Origin of the sequence: Zunongwangia endophytica, from assembly GCF_030409505.1 — a bacterium.
GTDB classification, from domain to species: Bacteria; Bacteroidota; Bacteroidia; order Flavobacteriales; family Flavobacteriaceae; genus Zunongwangia; species Zunongwangia endophytica.
The window spans coordinates 2,508,065-2,526,549 of record NZ_JAUFPZ010000002.1; the positions used below are offsets into that span (position 1 = coordinate 2,508,065).

General features: G+C 35.9%; 16 protein-coding genes, 1 tRNA gene and 1 pseudogene. 1 reads left to right on the plus strand and 17 read right to left on the minus strand.

Annotation, left to right across the window (positions count from 1 at the left end):
* Positions 1–6: 6 nt before the first annotated feature.
* The 12 genes from QWY91_RS10925 to QWY91_RS10980 all read right to left on the minus strand — a co-directional run bounded on the left by QWY91_RS10925 (position 7) and on the right by QWY91_RS10980 (position 12,192).
* The gene (locus QWY91_RS10925) at positions 7–615 is read right to left on the minus strand and encodes a DUF4403 family protein (protein ID WP_290234900.1); all 609 of its coding nucleotides are present in this window, start codon (positions 613–615) and stop codon (positions 7–9) included.
* Between the two features lie 82 nt (positions 616–697).
* Positions 698–1,747 carry an ACR3 family arsenite efflux transporter gene (arsB, locus tag QWY91_RS10930; RefSeq protein ID WP_290234903.1) on the minus strand — a complete coding sequence of 350 codons (1,050 nt, stop codon included), beginning with the start codon at positions 1,745–1,747 and terminating at the stop codon, positions 698–700.
* A 6-nt stretch (positions 1,748–1,753) separates the two neighbouring features.
* Positions 1,754–2,374 carry an arsenate reductase/protein-tyrosine-phosphatase family protein gene (locus QWY91_RS10935; protein ID WP_290234905.1) on the minus strand — a complete coding sequence of 207 codons (621 nt, stop codon included), beginning with the start codon at positions 2,372–2,374 and terminating at the stop codon, positions 1,754–1,756.
* 15 nt (positions 2,375–2,389) lie between these two features.
* Positions 2,390–2,863 (minus strand): DUF6428 family protein, encoded by a 474-nt coding sequence (locus QWY91_RS10940; RefSeq protein ID WP_290234907.1) that lies wholly within the window; start codon positions 2,861–2,863, stop codon positions 2,390–2,392.
* 97 nt (positions 2,864–2,960) lie between these two features.
* A complete protein-coding gene (locus tag QWY91_RS10945; RefSeq protein WP_386270365.1) occupies positions 2,961–3,746 on the minus strand; it encodes a M90 family metallopeptidase in 786 nt (261 codons plus the stop codon).
* A gap of 58 nt (positions 3,747–3,804) precedes the next feature.
* A tRNA-Met gene (locus QWY91_RS10950) sits at positions 3,805–3,877 on the minus strand.
* A 106-nt stretch (positions 3,878–3,983) separates the two neighbouring features.
* Complete coding sequence (locus QWY91_RS10955; RefSeq protein WP_290234909.1) at positions 3,984–4,343, minus strand: SpoIIAA family protein; 360 nt, start codon at positions 4,341–4,343, stop codon at positions 3,984–3,986.
* Positions 4,344–4,364: 21 nt separating this feature from the next.
* A complete protein-coding gene (locus tag QWY91_RS10960) occupies positions 4,365–4,547 on the minus strand; it encodes a CPXCG motif-containing cysteine-rich protein (protein WP_290234912.1) in 183 nt (60 codons plus the stop codon).
* A 1-nt stretch (position 4,548) separates the two neighbouring features.
* Positions 4,549–5,883, minus strand: coding sequence for a TolC family protein (locus QWY91_RS10965; protein ID WP_290234914.1), 1,335 nt, complete (start codon positions 5,881–5,883; stop codon positions 4,549–4,551).
* On the minus strand, positions 5,873–9,070 hold the full coding sequence (locus tag QWY91_RS10970; protein ID WP_290234917.1) for an efflux RND transporter permease subunit: 3,198 nt from the start codon (positions 9,068–9,070) through the stop codon (positions 5,873–5,875). The genes QWY91_RS10965 and QWY91_RS10970 overlap by 11 nt, the downstream gene beginning before the upstream one ends.
* Positions 9,071–9,072: 2 nt before the next feature.
* Positions 9,073–10,209: an efflux RND transporter periplasmic adaptor subunit gene (locus tag QWY91_RS10975; protein ID WP_290234921.1), complete on the minus strand. Its 1,137-nt coding sequence runs from the start codon at positions 10,207–10,209 to the stop codon at positions 9,073–9,075.
* Positions 10,210–10,275: 66 nt separating this feature from the next.
* Positions 10,276–12,192 carry an ABC-F family ATP-binding cassette domain-containing protein gene (locus QWY91_RS10980; protein ID WP_290234923.1) on the minus strand — a complete coding sequence of 639 codons (1,917 nt, stop codon included), beginning with the start codon at positions 12,190–12,192 and terminating at the stop codon, positions 10,276–10,278.
* A gap of 63 nt (positions 12,193–12,255) precedes the next feature.
* On the opposite strand from QWY91_RS10980, the gene QWY91_RS10985 reads away from it, so the two are divergent.
* The gene (locus QWY91_RS10985) at positions 12,256–12,657 is read left to right on the plus strand and encodes a DUF983 domain-containing protein (RefSeq protein ID WP_290234925.1); all 402 of its coding nucleotides are present in this window, start codon (positions 12,256–12,258) and stop codon (positions 12,655–12,657) included.
* Here the strand turns inward: QWY91_RS10985 and QWY91_RS10990 are convergent.
* From QWY91_RS10990 to porK, 5 genes and pseudogenes are all read right to left on the minus strand, one after another.
* Positions 12,654–13,709: an NAD(P)/FAD-dependent oxidoreductase gene (locus tag QWY91_RS10990; protein ID WP_290234928.1), complete on the minus strand. Its 1,056-nt coding sequence runs from the start codon at positions 13,707–13,709 to the stop codon at positions 12,654–12,656. The genes QWY91_RS10985 and QWY91_RS10990 overlap by 4 nt on opposite strands.
* 82 nt (positions 13,710–13,791) lie before the next feature.
* Entirely contained in the window at positions 13,792–14,679 is an 888-nt protein-coding gene (gene porN / locus QWY91_RS10995) for a type IX secretion system ring subunit PorN/GldN (protein ID WP_290234931.1), read from the minus strand.
* Between the two features lie 15 nt (positions 14,680–14,694).
* The gene (porM, locus tag QWY91_RS11000; RefSeq protein ID WP_290234934.1) at positions 14,695–16,251 is read right to left on the minus strand and encodes a type IX secretion system motor protein PorM/GldM; all 1,557 of its coding nucleotides are present in this window, start codon (positions 16,249–16,251) and stop codon (positions 14,695–14,697) included.
* Positions 16,252–16,292: 41 nt separating this feature from the next.
* On the minus strand, positions 16,293–16,955 hold the full coding sequence (porL, locus tag QWY91_RS11005; protein WP_290234937.1) for a type IX secretion system motor protein PorL/GldL: 663 nt from the start codon (positions 16,953–16,955) through the stop codon (positions 16,293–16,295).
* 53 nt (positions 16,956–17,008) lie between these two features.
* Positions 17,009–18,378: pseudogene (gene porK, locus QWY91_RS11010) on the minus strand (T9SS ring complex lipoprotein PorK/GldK).
* Positions 18,379–18,485 lie beyond the last annotated feature (107 nt).

Consider the following 18,485-nt stretch of genomic DNA (forward strand, 5'->3'; position numbering starts at 1 on the left):
AAATTATTATTCAGGAAGCTTATTCACTTCCATCTCTGCTTCTCCTTGTATGTTTAGAAAAACGTACAGATCTTGTGGAGCAAATTCAAAATGCGAAATATTTAATTGATCTAAATGAGCATCGACCAGTAGGCCTTCTGCGGGTTGATTATTTTCTTTCAGCTTAATATTAATCTTATTTAATTCCTGCTTTAATTTTTCTGAAAGATTTTGCTTCGACTTTTGCAATATTTTCTTCTGAATAAATTTATTAAGTATTACCTGTACAATTTTATTCATAAACTTGCTTTCGTTTTCCCCAACCGCTTCGTAATCTGCTAAAGAGAATTGATTAGTCACCGAATCGAACGCAAATTTTAAATGAATTTTAAGCTCTATTTCCTTATTCTTGAATAGAAATGTTTTGGCCTGCAAACGCAATCCTAAGGTTATGTCGTAATCTACTTCAGGATTTTTTTCTAACCATACAAATCTTACCTCAGCATAATCAGAAATTCCTTTTTCGTCTTCATCATCTTCCTGCTGTAATTTTTCTTCAATAGCCTTTTCCAGAACAGCGTAAGGTATTTTTACAGGAATATTCAGTATTAAACCCTTATGGTAATCTTCCATCATTGTTTATGCGTGTTTATTTTAAAGATAGAAAAGAAAAACCAGCGTTGATTTAATTTTAGGTTAAAATTGATTTTTAGCATTCTTAAGATTCCATCGCAGGTTTACGATACCACTTTTGCCTAAACCAAAACGAAACTCTTACCAACAATATTAAGGCTGGCACTTCGATTAACGGGCCTACGATCCCAACAAAAGCCTGCCCAGAATTTAATCCAAAAACAGCAATAGCAACAGCAATAGCAAGTTCGAAGTTATTTCCTGCTGCGGTAAACGAAATAGCAGCATTCTCATCATATTTTGCGCCTGCCCATCGGCTTACGATAAATCCTATAGCAAACATCACTGTAAAATAGATCATTAAAGGAATTGCAATGAGGACTACATCTTTTGGAATTTCAACAATTAAATTTCCTTTTAGGCTAAACATCACCACAATAGTAAACAGCAAAGCAATTAAAGTGATTTTAGATATTTTCGGAATAAATTTTTCAGTATACCATTTTTCACCTTTCCATTTCACTAAAATCAATCTACTTAAAATCCCCATCAAAAACGGAACACCTAAATAAATCGCCACACTTTCTGCAATAGTTGTTACTGAAATCTCTACAATGCTCCCTTCGTATCCAAAGTAAGGCGGAAGTTTAGTAATAAACAGCCATGCATAAAACGAATACCCAAAAACCTGAAAAATACTGTTTAAAGCGACTAATCCTGCTCCATATTCTTTACTGCCTTCAGCAAGATCGTTCCAAACCAAAACCATTGCAATACAACGTGCTAAGCCTATAAGAATTAATCCCGTCATATATTCCGGGTGATCTCCAAGGAATAAAATTGCCAAAGAAAACATCAAAACTGGACCAATCACCCAGTTTAATACTACGGAAATACTTAAGATCTTCAGGTTTCTGAAAACTTTAGGAAGCATCTTATAATCTACCTTAGCCAATGGTGGATACATCATTAAAATTAAGCCAGCTGCAATAAGAATATTAGTAGAGCCCGAGCTATAAGAATTAATTGCTTTAGGAACTGCAGGAATATAATAACCAAGTCCTACGCCAACCGCCATTGCTATAAAAATCCACAACGTAAGATAACTATCCAGAAAGCTAAGTTTCTTCTTCATAAGTGTTTATTTTGAAAGTTCCTTTGCTTTGGTAAAAACGTACATAAGATCGGTTGCTATTTCTTTACTTTTTTCCCTGTACTTCTCAAACTCTTCGGCAAATCCATCATAAACTTTGGGATCTTCGAAAGAAAAACCGATCCTAGCTTCTGCACCGGGTACAAAAGGACAGGCTTCGTTCGCCTGAGCGCAGGTCATCACAGCTACAAAATTGTTTTCAGGATTAAAAGAGTGATCAAAAGCTTTAGAAAAGCAGATGATTGGTGAAGCATCACTCGCAAATTTTAGATACGAAACCGAATTTTGATTATCTGAAAGTTTTTCTACGGAAAACCCAGAATCTTGAAATACATCTAAAACTGAAGTGTAAACCGCTGTAGCTTCCGTTCCGCCAGAATAACATTGCAGCTTATTGAAACCTAAAAACTCAGCTATCGTTTGTGCCCAGATTTGAGAAAAATGGCTTCTTCTCGAATTATGAGTGCAAATAAAATTAAGATTAATCTGTTCTTTATTTGAAAGATTCTCGGTTAAGAAATCGACGAAAGGCTGTAATTGATTTTTCCGACTATCGGATACTTCATCTAAATTAAGTGAAGCAAGAAACTCTTTAATTTTTGGATACATTTCTGTAAATTTAAACTAGCAACAACCAGATCCCGGTTTACAATCTGTAGTGGCTCGTGTTGATAATTCTTTTAAACTTCTCTTTGGCTTTTCAGTAATCCCGCATTGATCTTCTGCAAGACAAGAAGTGAATTTATTAACTAAAAGGAAATGGTTTCCATCGTATTCCAAATCATATTTTCCAATGGTTTCAGCTTGATATTCCACTTCAATAATCGCGTTTTCTTCCAGATTTAAAACTTCTTCAGAAAGGTTAATGATCTCGACTAGTTTTTCTGGATGCAATCGATGATTATAATCATCGGCTTCCCATAGTTGAAAACTAGCTTTCGACTCTTCTCTAAAAACACCGCCACAATCGATAAATTTCTTTTCGATTTTACCAATTTCGGTAACATGAAAATGAGAAGGCACCAAATCTCCGTTTGGCAATTCGAAAGTGATTAACTTCTTTTCTGTAAGAACATGCTTGATTTCAGCTAATGTCATCTTAGTAAATTTTAATTATCGTAATATTACGATTAAAATAGTATTGCAATATTACGATAATTAAATAATTACGAAAAAGCTTAGTATAAAATTTTATTTAATTCTTTTTATCTGGGAAGAAACATGCGCTTAGCATTTTATATAAATCGGGATGCTTACGCTTCATCCTTTTGGGATTTTCAAAGAAATATTCACTGGCCGTAGCTAGAAATTCTGCTTCATTTGTTCCGCCATATTTCCTAATATCAGACTTATTATCGTTAATCGCCTCCATGTTTTTATGCACCATTTTTAACCATGGGATTACGTAAGCTTGCTTTAGTAATCGCTCGGGGACACCATCGGTAACGCCATCAACTTTATCTATTAAATGAACAAATTCATGAATTCCGGTATTTAATCGATCGTTATGTTTTGCAAAACCGTTATGTAAAGCCTTGCGTGATAAAATCATTTGATGCTCAAACCTACCAGTTCCTACAAGCCCCATCACCATTTTATCCTCTCCAGTTTTATCGAAAACCAGATTCTTATTAAAATGATCGGGATATAGAATAACCGTACTTAAATTAGAATAACGCCAATTTTTGAAACCGAAAACAGGAATAACTCCGCTTGCAGCCACTAAAATTCTATCCAAATCTTCCAGCTGAAATGAAACGCTTTCAATATAGACTTCACTAAGAAAAATCATTATTCTATGCTGAAATCTTTTTTGCGCTTTCGCATTTAATTGTTCGTAAAACTCAACATGCTTTAAAAGCAACTGATGCCAATCTGAAGGAAATGACTTTGCTTTATTTGAAGATTTACTAGTAATTTTGTATATCACAAAGGCAGCTATCGCTATTAAGATAAGAATACTAATCCAGAATTTATTCACTTTAAAAATGTTTACGCATAAAAAAAGGCTTTCGAAAATTCGAAAGCCTTTTTTCTAGTAGCGGGAACTGGACTCGAACCAGTGACCTTCGGGTTATGAGCCCGACGAGCTACCTACTGCTCTATCCCGCGATATATATTTTAATATCTCTATTTCAGTATGTCTTGATAGCCATTGTTTCGCTATCGGGATGCAAATATACGACTCTTTTTTACTTCTCCAAAACTTTTTTAAAAATTATTCAGTTATCCAGTTTAAAGCTCGCAAACGATCCTCGTTATTGAAGGCTCTAATATCAGCTTCCATAAAGTTATCTTTCAAACCAGTAATCTCCTTAAACCACTGAATATCTGTCACTACTGCTACTTTTCTAAAATCACTGTCATGCTTACATTTGAAATTCAAATCTTTCCAAAAAGCTGCTAAAGAAATTTTATTTCCTCCTTTGATTTCAAGAAAAAATCTAATTTTTTTATTGCATTTTATACGCTCTTCTATTTCCGCCAGAATTTCCTCCATGACCTGAGTAGAAACACGCTGATCTATAATGATTCCTAATACATTTTCAGATAGCTCAAATGTTGTTTTATCATTCATATATATAAGAAAATACTGTTATTACTGTTCTATATTTTGAGCTTCAAATTCAGTAATTTCTCCATGCTCAAAGGCTACACTAAACTCTATTGGATTGCAACAATTCTCACAATCCTCAATATAAGTTTGTCTGGAGACCGAAGGATCTAAAAGTACAGAAATTTCTTCCCAACAATAAGGACATTGAAAAAAGTGCTCGTACATATCAAAAATCTATATTCAATAACTGACCGGTAAGTTGCAATAACTCCAATTCAGCCAATTTTGCATCATATTTAGCTAAATTAAGACTCGTTTTTGCATCTAGCAAATTAATTTGCGCCTGCCTAAACTCGATGGAGGTAATCTGTCCTAATCGATATTGCTCTTCAGATCGATCAAAATTATCTTCGTTCGTTAATACATTTTCTTCCTGTACACGATAAATATAAAGCTTGTTTTCATAGTTTCCTAGTGCATTTGCTATATCTCGCTCTACCTCTAACTCTATTTGCTTTTTCTGAAGTTCTTGATTTACTTTATTAATTTTAGCATTTTGAATGGCTACACTTGTTAAGCCTCCATCAAATAAATCCCATGACAAACTTAAACCTGCAGACAAACCATCTGTAGTTGTTTTAGAACCCGGGAAAAACGCCGTTGCTGCACTTATATTTTTATTCCATCCATAAGAACCGGTAAGATCTACTGCTGGTAGGTATCCCGACTTACTAACTTTGATATCATAATCACTTAGGATTATATTACTTTTTGCCTGAAGCAGACTAACGTTATTGTAGGTTGACTGTTCTAAAAACGATTCGATGCGTAGTTCGGGTATAAAACTTACCGAAGTATCTACTTCAAATTCTCTATTATTGATATCTCTATTCAGAATAACATTTAGATCGCGTTTCGTATTTCGTAATTGCTGTCTTGTTTCAATAAGATTAATACTATCGGTATTTACATCTACCCGAGCATTTAAGACAATTAAATTATTAGATTGTCCATATTCAAATTGATATTGCGCGCGCTTTACACGATCCTGAGAGATTCCTAAAGTTTCTTTCAAAACTCCCATATTTTCGCTTAATCTCGCAATTTCGTAATACACCGTTAGCAATTGAAGAATTGTATTCTCGATAGTTTCTCTCGCTTCTAATTGCGATAGATTGTATTGCTCTTTTAAACTTTTGTAATTATAAAATCGCCCCAATCCATCAAAAAGCGTGTAATCTAAATTAACTGAAGCGCTATAAGATTCGCCCTCGATACCTCTTTGGTCTACATCTTCTCCTTCTTCCGGCTCGGTTAATCGGTTGTTAAGATCATAATTATAACCACCCGCTCCTCTTATAGAAGGCAGGTATCCTGAGTTTAATATGCTTTGGTTATTCTCGGCAACTTCAACATCATTATTAGCCATTTTAATTCCGTAGTTGCTTTCAAGAGCTCTGGCTATCACTTCATTTTTGGTCAATAAAGAATCCTGAGCTTTTGCTGCAAGCCCAATGAACATGAAAAAAATGACAGCTAGATTGGCAATTTTAATATTCATCTTTATTTTTTTCAGCTTCGTGTAATTCTTTTATTGTTCGCTCTACAGACTCGCGTTCTACTCTTTTTCCTGTTGCCAACCATTTACTTTCTACTTTTATACGATTCGTAATAGAAAGCAGCAACGGTAGTAAAAATAGCGTTAATACGGTTGCAATACCAATCCCGTAACTTATAGAGATCGCCATAGGTTTGAGAAATTGCGCCTGCCTACTTTTTTCGAGAAGTAAGGGCGCCATACCGGCAATTGTGGTTAAGGACGTTAGAAATATCGCTCTAAAACGTGATTTACCTGCTTCGTAGATTGCCTGTTTAAATTTCATGCCATCCTGCAAGTTCCCATTGTATTTCCCTATAAGAACCAAACCATCATTCACCATAATCCCAACCAGCGCAATTATTCCTAAAGCGGAAAGCATATTAATTGGAAAATCGTGAATCCAATGTCCCCAAGCCACACCAATTACACTAAAAGGAATCATAATCATTAATAGCAGTGGCTGACTATAACTTCTGAATGTAAAGGCTATCGTAGCGTAGATCAAGAACAATATGATTGGCAATACAGTGCTTGCTGAGCTCACTAACTTTCCAGCTTCTCGATTTTGTCCCTCGTAAGAAACGCTTAAGCTTGGATATTTGGCCAATATTTCAGGCATCACATTTTCACGAATATCAGTTAGAATTTCTGTGGAACTACCATTAGGATCTTCCATATCTGCACTTACCCTAATCTCGCGCATTCCATCCAGGTGACTAATCGACTCGGTTCCGCGAATAATTTCATAATTCGCTATTTCATCAAAAGGAACACGATTCCCAGAAGGTGTTAGAATTCGCATATCGTCAAGATCATTGATAGAAGATCTATTTTCCAGATCATACCGCACCCAGACTCTAATTTCATCCTGCCCTCTTTGGAATCTCTGTGCTTGTGTTCCAAAGAAACCATTTCGAACCTGCCCAATTACATCTGCAAGATCAAGCCCTAAAGCATAAGCATTATCTTTAAGGAAGATATTTATTTCTTTAATTCCCTTAGGATCACTATCGTTTACATCCTTTAGTAACGGATTATTCTCAAAATTGGCTTTTAAATCTTCTTTTGCGGCTTCTAATTCCTCTAGATTATTACCCAATAAGGAAACTGAAACGGGATCTCCGCCAAAATTACCTCCAGATCCAAAAGTTAAGTTTTCTACGCCATAAACCGGTCCTACTTTATCCCGAATAGCATTCGTAATTTCAGGTGCACCAAAATCACGTTCTTCACCCGGTAATAAATTTACCTGAATCGATGCTTTGTTATTCCCGGGACCAACTCTTTTAATAGTATTTTCTATCACTGAAAGATTCCCTGTCTGCTCTTCAGAAAAATCTTTATTTACCTGCCAGGTTGCTTCTTCAACCATCGTAATAATCGAATCTGTTCTTTCAGGATTAACCCCTTCTGGCATTAAAAGATCGATAGAAATTCGATCACTGGCTACACTAGGGAAAAGTGTTATCCTAATAATATCCCCTCCAATAGCACCAAAAGTTAGAATAAGTACGGCTAAAATAATCCCTATACTCAATATTTGTTGTTTCAGCACAAAATCTAAAACAGGGCCATAAACTTTATCACGAAGAAAAATCATCACTCGATCTCCCAGTTTATTAATATTCCTCATTTTACCGAAGAATTTTCCTATCACAGATTTTGGTTGTGAAGCGTTTCGAACCAATGCTTTAGAATGTGCAATATGAGCAGGTAAGATGATAAGCGCTTCAATTAAAGAAACAACCAGCGTAAGCATTACCACAGTAGATACTTCTCCAAAAAACTCTCCTATCCTACTATCCAAAAATAGAAAACTAGCAAAAGCTAAGATCGTTGTTATTATTGCTGAAATAATTGGAGGCAACACTTCCATCGTACCGTCCAAAGCTGCTTTTATGGGATTTTTCCCCATTTCGAAATGCTGATAGATATTTTCTGAAATTACGATACCATCATCCACCAAAATACCAATCACGATAATCATCCCAAATAGCGATAGAACGTTAATCGTTACATCAAACTGTTCGGCAAAAATGAACATTCCCAAAAAGGCGACCGGTAAACCAAAAGCTACCCAAAAGGCCAATCTTGTATTTAAAAAAAGAGAAAGAAATAAAAGCACCAAAACGATCCCCATTACACCATTCTCTACCAAAAGCTGTGTTCTTTGCTGCAATCTGATAGATGAATCGAAAACAACATCCAAACGGACATTGCTACTCTTTTTATTGTAACTCTCAATATATTTATTAACCTGCTCTGCTGCTGCAAGGAGATCTTCTGAATTTGTATTACTTACGGTGATATTTACACTTTGATTTCCGTTGAAAAAGGATGCATTTGGCGTTTCAGAAAATTGATCGGAAACTCTTGCAATATCGGAAAGACGTATAATTTCTCCGTTAGTAGTAGATTTTAATACCAGGTCTTCTAAATCATCTGCATAGTACGAGCGGTTATTCGCCCTAATCAAATAATCCTCACTACTGGTTTTGATCGTTCCTCCTGTGGTAAGTATATTAGCTCCTGAAACTGCCTGAGCAACATCCTGAAATGTCAAATTATAAGCCAGAAGATCGTTTTCTCTAACTGCGATCTCAATTTCTTCTTCGGGGAAACCGTCAATTTCAATCTGAGAAATACCATCCATCATTCGCAAATCATTTTCGATCTGCTCACTAATTCTTTTTAGCGTAACTAACGGAATTTTTTCACCACTTATAGCAAATCTAATGGTTGGCCTAACCGATTCTTCTTTTGCTACTACTAAAGGCTCCATGCCGGTTGGGAAGGTTGGCACTCGGTCTACCGCATTTTTGACTTCGGTGAGCATTACATCGATATTCTCGTCTCGCTCGATTTCTACAGTGATCGATCCACCACTCTCTCTGGCAACCGAAGTTACTCGCTCGATGCCTTCTAGACCTTTTAAATTATCTTCTATTTTTAGGATTATCCCTTCTTCGATCTCTTCGGGTGCAGATCCGGGATAGGTAACGCTAATATTAATCATTCGGCTGTCCTGTAAAGGAAAGAAAGAAGATTTTAAAGTAAGCGCACCAACAGCTCCGAATATTAAAAAAGCAATGATTACGATATTAACCGCTACCTCGTACTTTATAAAGTAACTAATAAGTTTTCTCAAGATTATTCGTTTTTAGCGGTATCTTTTACTTCTTCAGCATTTACTAACTGTCCGGCATAAGCTCCCGGCACCGATGCTGCTAACATTTTAGTACCATCTTCAAGGCCTTTTACTACAACGCTTTCTGTATTAAAATATACAGGCTGTACGCTTACCAAATCTAAAACACTGTCTCTAACTACATAAACCTTAGATCGTTCTACCAATAACTCTCTCGGGATTTCTAAAGCGTTTGGTTCTTTTTTGGCATCCAGCATTGCTTCAAGATACATTCCTTCCTGTATGTTTTGACCTTCTACGCGGATAAAAACCTGAATGGTTTGTGTTTCCAGATTTACCCTGCCATTAATTCTACTTACAGTTCCGTTATAGGTTTGATTGCGGTCTAAATTTTGAAGTTTCACTTCTTCTCCTACTGCTAAGAGATCACTAAATTTTTTAGCGATAGAAACCTGTAATTCGTAAACTGAAGGATCTATATATTCCCCAAGTTTTTGTCCAGACCTAATTAATGTTCCTTCTTTAACCAGCGCTTCGGTAAGTATTCCGTTGAAAGGCGCTACAATTGTATATTTCCTTAAACGTTCTTCAAAGTTTTTTATGGTATAGTAAGAGGAAACGATTCCGCGACCACTGATAAAATACTTTTCTTTATCGGTTTCGATCTCAGGAAGTTCAGGAACCGATTTATTAATATCGAAATTGCTTAAATACTTCTGCCATTTTTCAAAAGCATCAGGATAATCTAATCTTAGATCGGGCATAATAGCAGTAATGCTATTATATAAATCACTTTTGGCAGATTGTACACTGGCAGCATATTCTGCAGAATCAATATTCAGTAAAATCTGACCTTTTTTATATTCCTGGCCTGGTAGAAAATTCTTACTACTGTTTCTAAAAATACCCTGAACTTCTGCGTAGAGTTCGAGTTTTCTTAGCGCAGTAACATTCCCATTAGCAGGAATGCTAATAGGAACGGTATCATTTTTTACCGTTTTGAAGAATACATTTTTTACAACCTTCTGTACTTCTGGATCTGTCTTAACATTGCTGTCGATGATCCATTTAGCTGCAAATACGGCTCCAGCGATAAGCAGGAGTCCAAGAACCGAGAGAATTATTTTGCGTATATCCATATCTTAGTTGGTTGGACCCCTAAAACTAGATAAAGTTTAATCGAATATCTTAATTTTTTTAAGAAATTAACTAGTTTCATCTATTTCCAACTGCAAACTCTCCCATTCCTGAAACAATTTCTTCAGATTCTTTTTCTTATCATTATAACTATCTAAAAAATTGGGTTGTGCAATAGTCTTTTCATAATTAGTCGCTAACTCCTGATCTTTTACCTTTAAATCCTTTTCAATTTTAGATATTTTCGACTCTACTTTGCTTATTTGGTTATTAAGCCCTTTCAGCTTCTTTTGATCTTCGTAAGATTGTTTATCAGCGGTATTTTTCTTTTTAGTACCCTTCGGCGTTTTTTCTCTTTTTTCTACCGCACGCATATCTTCCAATTTACGCTGCTCTAGATAATAGTCTATGTCTCCTAAATACTCCTGAATATTTCTATTTCTGAATTCAAAAACTGTTTTGGTTAAACCCTGAAGAAAATCCCTGTCGTGAGATACAATTATTAGAGTCCCCTCGAAATTTCTACACGCCTCCTTAAGAACGTTCTTAGATTTAATATCTAAGTGGTTGGTAGGCTCATCCATCACAAGCACATTAAAAGGCTGTAAAAGCATTTTACAAAGCGCTAATCGGTTTCGCTCTCCCCCAGAAAGTACTTTTACTTTTTTATCTACATCGTCCCCGCGAAATAAGAAAGATCCCAGCATATCGCGAACTTTAGATCTATTGGTCTCGTTTGCCGCATCGACCATGGTATCGTATATACTTTTCTCTCCGTCTAAATAATCAGCCTGATTCTGTGCAAAATACCCTAACTGCACATTATGTCCCAGCTTTAAATCGCCAGTATGAGAAATCTCATCAATAATAATTTTAGCAAGCGTAGTTTTCCCTTGCCCATTCTGTCCTACAAACGCAATTTTACTACCGCGTTCTATCAGTAGGTTGATATCTTCTAATACTTTATGATCTCCGTAAGCTTTCCCTACATGCTCTGCTTCGACCACTACCTTACCCGGCTGCACAGAAACGGGAAATGTAATATTCATTACCGCATTATCATCTTCATCAACTTCAATTCGGTTTACTTTATCCAGTTTTTTAATTAAGGATTGTGCCATAGAAGCTTTAGAGGCCTTCGCTCTAAATTTTTCAATAAGCTTCTCGGTCTGCTCAATTTCTTTTTGCTGATTTTTCTGAGCCGCCATTTGCTGTTCTCTAAGCTCACCTCGCAATTCCAGATATTTGGAATATGGCTTTTTGTAATCGTAAATTCTACCCAAAGAAATTTCGATCGTACGATTAGTCACGTTATCTAAAAACATTTTATCGTGAGATACCAAAATCACACAACCAGGATATGAATTTAGAAAAGTCTCTAACCAGATAATACTTTCTATATCTAAGTGGTTAGTAGGCTCATCGAGAAGCAAAATATCGTTATTCTGAAGCAAAAGCTTTGCAAGCTCTATCCTCATTCTCCAACCTCCAGAAAAGGTATCGGTTAGTTTTTCAAAATCGGCTCTACTAAAACCAAGTCCCAACAACACTTTCTCGGTATCACCTTCATAATTATAACCACCAATAATCTCATATTGATGTGTTACATCGGTAAGTTCCTGAATTATTTCAGTATAAGAATCGCTTTCGTAATCTGTACGGGTCGCTAATTGATGATTTATTTCATTCATTTTAGTTTCCAGACGCTTAATTTCTTCGAAAGCCTGATATGCTTCATCCAATACCGTACGTCCCTGTACAAAATCTATATCCTGTTTAAGGAATCCAATCTTAAGATCTTTATCCTTTGCTATTTGACCACTATCGTATTCCTGCTCGCCAGCAATAATCTTAAGCATGGTGGATTTTCCTGCTCCGTTTTTACCAATTAGACCTATGCGGTCTCCGGCTCCTAAACGAAAACCGATTTCCTGAAATAAATATTCTCCTTGAAAAGAGACTGAAAGATTATGAATGTTGAGCATTTATATATAAAGTAACTTAGTTTTGTGCAAAGATGATTAAATTTGTAGTGCAAAAAAAATTTTATGAAATTCTTGAAAGGCACTAAGTTGTACAGCATTTTAACGGGAACCTGTCCAGTTTGCCAGGAAGAGAGTATGTACAAAGAAAAAAACCCGTTTAAACTGAATAAAGTTTACGAGATGCATGAGTATTGCTCTCATTGTGGCACCAAATATAAAATCGAACCTTCCTTCTTTTATGGTGCAATGTATGTAAGTTATGCTGTTGGGGTGGCATTTTCTGTAGCTGCATTTATCATTGCTCACTACTTTCTAGGTGGCGGATTGCTAACTTCCTTTTTTGCTATTGTAGGTACACTGGTTGTTTTTATGCCAATCATCATGCGTTTATCACGAAATATTTGGATCAACCTGTTTTTGAAATACAATGAAAACGCAGCTAAAAAAAGACAAAACAAAAATTAACCTTTGTAATGTTTTCTCTGAAATCGCACAATATTAACTTCAGGAGGTAACGGAATTTCATCTTCTATAAAATTCAACAACTTTTCAGAAAGTAATGGTGCGATAAGTACACCGCGACTTCCGAAGCCATTACAAACAAAGAGATTTTTGTATTTAGGATGATTCCCTAAAAGCGGTCGTCTATCGGCAGATGCGGGACGAATTCCTGATACCTGATCTAAAATCTCATACTCACAGGTAATAAGTTCATCTAAATCATTTTGAAGCTTTATTCTCGCTTCGGTAGTTGGCTCCTTGGTTTTATCTTTATGGTTATAAGTTGCGCCAACTTTATAAAGATCGTTTCCTAAAGGTAAAATGAAAACAGAGGATTTTACGGCTTGTTTTAATTTTAAGGTTTTGGACTTGATAATTAAATACTCTCCCTTGTTTCCTCTTAGTGGCAACCAATTAAAAAACGGATTCCCAGTAACACCAAAACCATCACAAAAGATGATATTCTTAGCTTTATTATCTTTATAAATAATAAAATCATCCTTGATTTCTAAAGCCGAGTAATCGAATTTTTCTTGTTTTAAAATTGAATGCTTTTTTAAATAATCTCTATTTGCTGAAATTAGCTTTTCCGTATCTATGGCGCCCGTTTTTTCTAATTTCCCTAATGAAAAATCTCCTGAAATATTCGAGTTCACTTCTCTTACTAGCTGCGTACTCATAAAAGGAGCTAATCGCAGATTGTCTGCAGCTTCAAACCAGCTGTTTTGTTCTTCTATAGAATGAAATCTCCTATAAATATTAAATGGTTGAATAAACTTGGTATTTAGCTTTTTTTCAAGCTCTTCATAAAAAGGAATTGAGTAGCCAATTTGCTTATCGGCTTCCCAAGCTAATGTAAATCGCTTTAATATAATTGGATTATAAATACCGCCTGCAACCTTCGAAGATTCTTGAGAATTATCCTCAAAAACGACGAATTTCTTATCTCTTTTTTCAAGATGGCTGCTTATTGCGATTCCGCTCAAACCTAAACCAACGACTATATAATCCAACATACTGTGCTATTTTCGGTTACAAATTAAACATAAAAAAAGCGCCTATTAAAGGCGCTCTATTTATTATTTGCAGAATCAGTAATTAATAATTCCACATATCTTGTTCGAAGTTTCGAATCTGTTCTTTAATACGCTCAGATTCTAACAATTGCATAAAGCTGTTGTCAACAATATAATCATTGATTGATCTATCACCCTGTACGTTATCTTCCTTAAAAATCACAGAATTGAATCTTCTGGCATTTAAAAGTTGATCGTAAGAAATGATAGTATTATTACCAACATAAGCTTTCGCTTCATACAAAGCATCACGTGCATCTGGATACCAAACCCAAAATAAATCTACAAGATCATTAAGTTCTGAATCGTCGATAAAGTTCACATCGGGAGCTCTTGGCGCAATACCAAGAATTCTATACTTAAGCTCTGCTTGCCTTTTATCGAAATACCAAATTCCACGTATTTTATACTGAACGATATCTGCAGCACCTAAATCTCTTCGATCAATAAACTGCTCATCTACTTCCTGACCAGCATTGTATTGTTCAATACCATAATCTGTAGTATCTACACGAGAAATTGTTGCTCTAATATCTTTTAAAGTTCTCTTCTCTGTAAAGTAAGAATCGGCATAAATATTTTCAATTTTACCGTTTTTTATAGCACGAATTAAAACATCGTAAAGCGACCTCCTGTTAGATGCAATATTCATTGTATCCACAGGATAGTACAAAGGAAAATTAACTCTTTCATTCAAATCAATGATCTCCCAGGTTCCTTTAGACCAAAGTACATCACGATCATCTACATAACCATATTCTAATGGGGCTCCTTTAGCATTATCATCGGCGTCAGCTTTTGATTTCCCAATATCTTCTGGCTTATCTGCATTCAGAATATTAGCTGTTTGTGAAATACCGGTGAAACCGATGAATAACAATAAGCTGAATATTATATATTTTCCTTTCATAAATTGATACTTTTCTTAATTCGTAAGTTCTACAAATACTGGTGCAATTTTCTTAAGTCTATACCCACTGTTTGAGTTAAGTGAAGCTTCAATATCAAAAATTTGCACGGTTTCTCCTCTTCCTGCTCTTCGTAAAGCAGCTTTAGCTGCATTATCAAGTCTATTCCCTCTAACAGTCACTGTTGGCTGTCCAGAAACTTTAAAACTAAATCCAGTTACTCGAAGACCTATATCGAAATCGAAGTCTAGCAATTCTGCCCCAACTTCAGAAATCTCAAGACTATTTCTCTGCATTTTAACTGAACCGGTTTCTTTACGAATAGAACCAACCGGACTAGGGATATCTTTAATTCTAAATGTAGAACTAGAAGGATAACTTTTCCCGTCGATTGTTCCGGTTACATTAATTTTCACTTCTCTCGCCTGGACACTAGTAACATCCATTACGTAACTACTTCCAGAAACTCTGCTCAAACCAGGTGCACTTGCGCTAATATTGTTATCCTGAACACCAGCCATAGAAATTGTAAGTGGGTTTTTAACTCCACGATAAACAACATTCATTTTATCAGCTGAAATTGTTGCTGAATTTGGCTTAGGAATTACTGCGAACTCCTGTTCTACCGGCACTACAGTTTCTTCACCATCTTCAGCAAAAACTAATTGCCCTGTTAACTTATGGCTACCAGCATTACCGGCTGGAATATTTAAAACAACTTTACCTCCCTGTAAAGAATAATCGTCACCAGAAAGTGTTCTACCGTCTAATTTTAATTCTACTTTATTAGGTTTAGTCGTTGCATCTGTTCTACCAAGAACGATTGCTCCATTAAAAGTTTCTCCTTGATAATAAGCTGACTTAGGAGTCTCTAACAAAGTTGAATAGTTTGTCATTGAAACCTCTTCCTGCAATTGTCCTGATAACATTGAAGAAAGAATATCATTTTCGGTCGTTTTAACATCCGACTGAATTTGCGTCATTTGAGTGATAGAAGCAATTAATGGAAATCCTTCAAAATTATAAGTTAACCAAGGCTTTTTAGTGCCTTCGCCATCTTCTTCTTCTGAAGTATCAAATTTTGCAGCGATCTCTTTGTTAAGAGCGCTATAATCTTCGCCCAATGTATTAATTACACCTTCTCTATATTCTTTAATCTTATCTACAAATTCCTGACCTTTTGGACTAACTTTACCTCCGGTGAAAAATCGTTCATCCAGAATATCTGTTTTATCCATTGCCTGATAATCCTGTGGATCATCTAAATCAGAAGTTAGTTCATTTTTAACTCCTTCAATATAAGTATCTAAATTCTGTGATAATTGATTTATCGTTTCTGCTTTTTGCGCTAATTCCGCATATTTTTCAGCTTGCTCGTTTGCTTTAGATTGTAATCCCTGCATTGCTGAAGCATTTCTTCGCTCTGTAGTGGCGTTCGACTGCTCCAACTTCTCATTCATAGAACCGAAGGCTACCAAAACTTCTTTTGACATATTAAGTGCCATCATTGCGATAAACACTAAATACATCAGGTTGATCATCTTCTGCCTAGGGCTTTGTTTTCCTGATGCCATGTATTAGTTTCTAATTAGTTTATATTATAAAGTTCTTAATATTAAGCTTTGCGTTGAACATTCATCGCAGAAAGCATACCTCCATAAACACCGTTTAAAGAAGCAAGATTCTGTGTTAAAGAATCCATTTCAGCTCTAAGTTTACCAGCATTTTCTGCAACAGCTTTGTTAACTTCAGCTTGTTTTGAAGCAGATTCTACCTGAACTTTATAAATACTATTTAGAGTTTCCATTTGCGTAGCAGCAGTTGTTAATTCCTGGCTATATTTTTTCTGAGAAGCCATAGCATCCACTGTCGGGGAAATATTTTTAGCAGCACCTTCAAAATTTCTGATACTATCACCAAGACTTGTCATTAACGCAGCGTCTACTTTAGCATCACGTAACATTTCATCAAGTTTTTTAGATAACATTCCCTGAGCATCTTTTGTTTCCTCTACAACAACCTCTTTTTTCTTAGGAGAAACCATTGCAGCACTTCCTTCAGATAGTTCAGGATATACAAGAGACCAGTCGTAACCTTCGTCTACTGGTTCAAATGCTGAAACAAGGAATACAAATGCCTCGGTCACAAGACCCAAAATAAGCATTTCGTTTCCGAAAGGCCAGTGCATAATTTTAAAAAGCGCTCCAATAATAACTACGGCAGCACCGATACCGTAAACCATATTCATCACCTTCATTCTAGTTTTTGATTGTGCCATAATAAATAATAATTAAAATTTAAGTTTTTTGGTTTGTATTCAGGGTAAGTTGGTTACTTAAAAGTATTTTGTTGGTTTAACGGAACATCGTTACCAAGATAATCCTGCACGGTTCTAAAGCCAATATAACTTCTTGCAGAATCAGCATATTCATAATCTCTTGATGAAACTTGTAAAAAATAAGCGACATCTTTCCAAGATCCACCTCTCACAACTTTTCTCGCATCATCATAATCATTTACAGTAGGATTCATAGAAGACATATAATCGTAGCTCGATGCATCATAAGAAGAGTTAACCCATTCTGATACATTCCCTGCCATATTATATAATCCATATCCATTTGGATCGAAAGATTGAGCTTCCACCGTATATAATGCTTGGTCGGCAGCATAATCTCCTCGTAATGGTTTGAAGTTAGCCATAAAACATCCTCTATCATTTTTAGTGTAAGGACCACCCCACGGATAAGTTCCTCCTTCTAGACCACCTCTTGCCGCGTATTCCCATTCTGCCTCAGTTGGCAAACGGTAAGAAGGCACGTTACTATCTCCTCTAGATTTACGGAAATCATTATTATATTTTGTTCTCCACTGCGCAAAAGCTCTAGCTTGTTTCCAGTTCACTCCAACAACAGGATAATCATCAAAAGCACTATGCCAAAAATAATCGTTATGCATAGGCTCATTATAACTATAATTGAAATCTTTGATCCAAACTGCCGTATCAGGATAAACTTCTACAACTTCGCTTCTCATATATTCACGACGATTGCCTTTACCTTTAGCCGCAGCCTGAATATCCATCCAGCTGTATTTAAACTTCAATTTTTCAACATCAATAGTTCGCGTACCATTGTAAGCATCTTCTTGTGGAATATATAGTTGATCCATTACTCTGGCATAGGCCACATCTGGATAATCTTGTGTATCCCATATAATATCTACGTCTTTATTTAGCTTACGGTTTTCATAGGCATCCATTTCACCGCCAGATCCATAAGTATCCAACATATATTGTTGATAAGGCGTAAGATCAGATTCATCTGCATCTGCAAAAGCGTATTCGCCAATACCGTCAGCTCCAGCTGTGGCACCTTCAAGCTCTGCTTCCATAGCAAGCATCACACGAACCACCGAATCTTTAACATAATTTACAAATTGGCGATATTCTGCGTTAGTGATTTCAGTTTCATCCATGTAGAATGTATTCACTGTAACCGTTTTTGGGGAGCGTTTAATTGTCCTGCTATATCATCATCCGATTTACCCATTATAAATGAGCCTCCAGGCACTAATGCCATACCAAACGGCTCCTCTGGGTTCCATCTTTCTCCTTTCGCACCTACAAGCTGCCCTCTGTCATTACTACCACAACTGTAGATTAAAGCAAGAACAGCAACCAGCGAAACAATTTTCTTCATAATACTTTTAGGTTAAGACATCTCAATTTAAGGCGGTAAACCTATCCAATTATTTTCTAAAAAACAACAGTTTTAAGAAAATAACCACATACAAAGGCTATGCCTAA

Coding starts and splice junctions, on each gene's coding strand:
- QWY91_RS10925 (WP_290234900.1), bottom strand. CDS start 615: ATGATGGAAGATTACCATAAGGGTTTAATACTGAATATTCCTGTAAAA.
- arsB (WP_290234903.1), bottom strand. CDS start 1,747: ATGAAGAAGAAACTTAGCTTTCTGGATAGTTATCTTACGTTGTGGATT.
- QWY91_RS10935 (WP_290234905.1), bottom strand. CDS start 2,374: ATGTATCCAAAAATTAAAGAGTTTCTTGCTTCACTTAATTTAGATGAA.
- QWY91_RS10940 (WP_290234907.1), bottom strand. CDS start 2,863: ATGACATTAGCTGAAATCAAGCATGTTCTTACAGAAAAGAAGTTAATC.
- QWY91_RS10955 (WP_290234909.1), bottom strand. CDS start 4,343: ATGAATGATAAAACAACATTTGAGCTATCTGAAAATGTATTAGGAATC.
- QWY91_RS10960 (WP_290234912.1), bottom strand. CDS start 4,547: ATGTACGAGCACTTTTTTCAATGTCCTTATTGTTGGGAAGAAATTTCT.
- QWY91_RS10965 (WP_290234914.1), bottom strand. CDS start 5,883: ATGAATATTAAAATTGCCAATCTAGCTGTCATTTTTTTCATGTTCATT.
- QWY91_RS10975 (WP_290234921.1), bottom strand. CDS start 10,209: ATGGATATACGCAAAATAATTCTCTCGGTTCTTGGACTCCTGCTTATC.
- QWY91_RS10980 (WP_290234923.1), bottom strand. CDS start 12,192: ATGCTCAACATTCATAATCTTTCAGTCTCTTTTCAAGGAGAATATTTA.
- QWY91_RS10985 (WP_290234925.1), top strand. CDS start 12,256: ATGAAATTCTTGAAAGGCACTAAGTTGTACAGCATTTTAACGGGAACC.
- QWY91_RS10990 (WP_290234928.1), bottom strand. CDS start 13,709: ATGTTGGATTATATAGTCGTTGGTTTAGGTTTGAGCGGAATCGCAATA.
- porN (WP_290234931.1), bottom strand. CDS start 14,679: ATGAAAGGAAAATATATAATATTCAGCTTATTGTTATTCATCGGTTTC.
- porM (WP_290234934.1), bottom strand. CDS start 16,251: ATGGCATCAGGAAAACAAAGCCCTAGGCAGAAGATGATCAACCTGATG.
- porL (WP_290234937.1), bottom strand. CDS start 16,955: ATGGCACAATCAAAAACTAGAATGAAGGTGATGAATATGGTTTACGGT.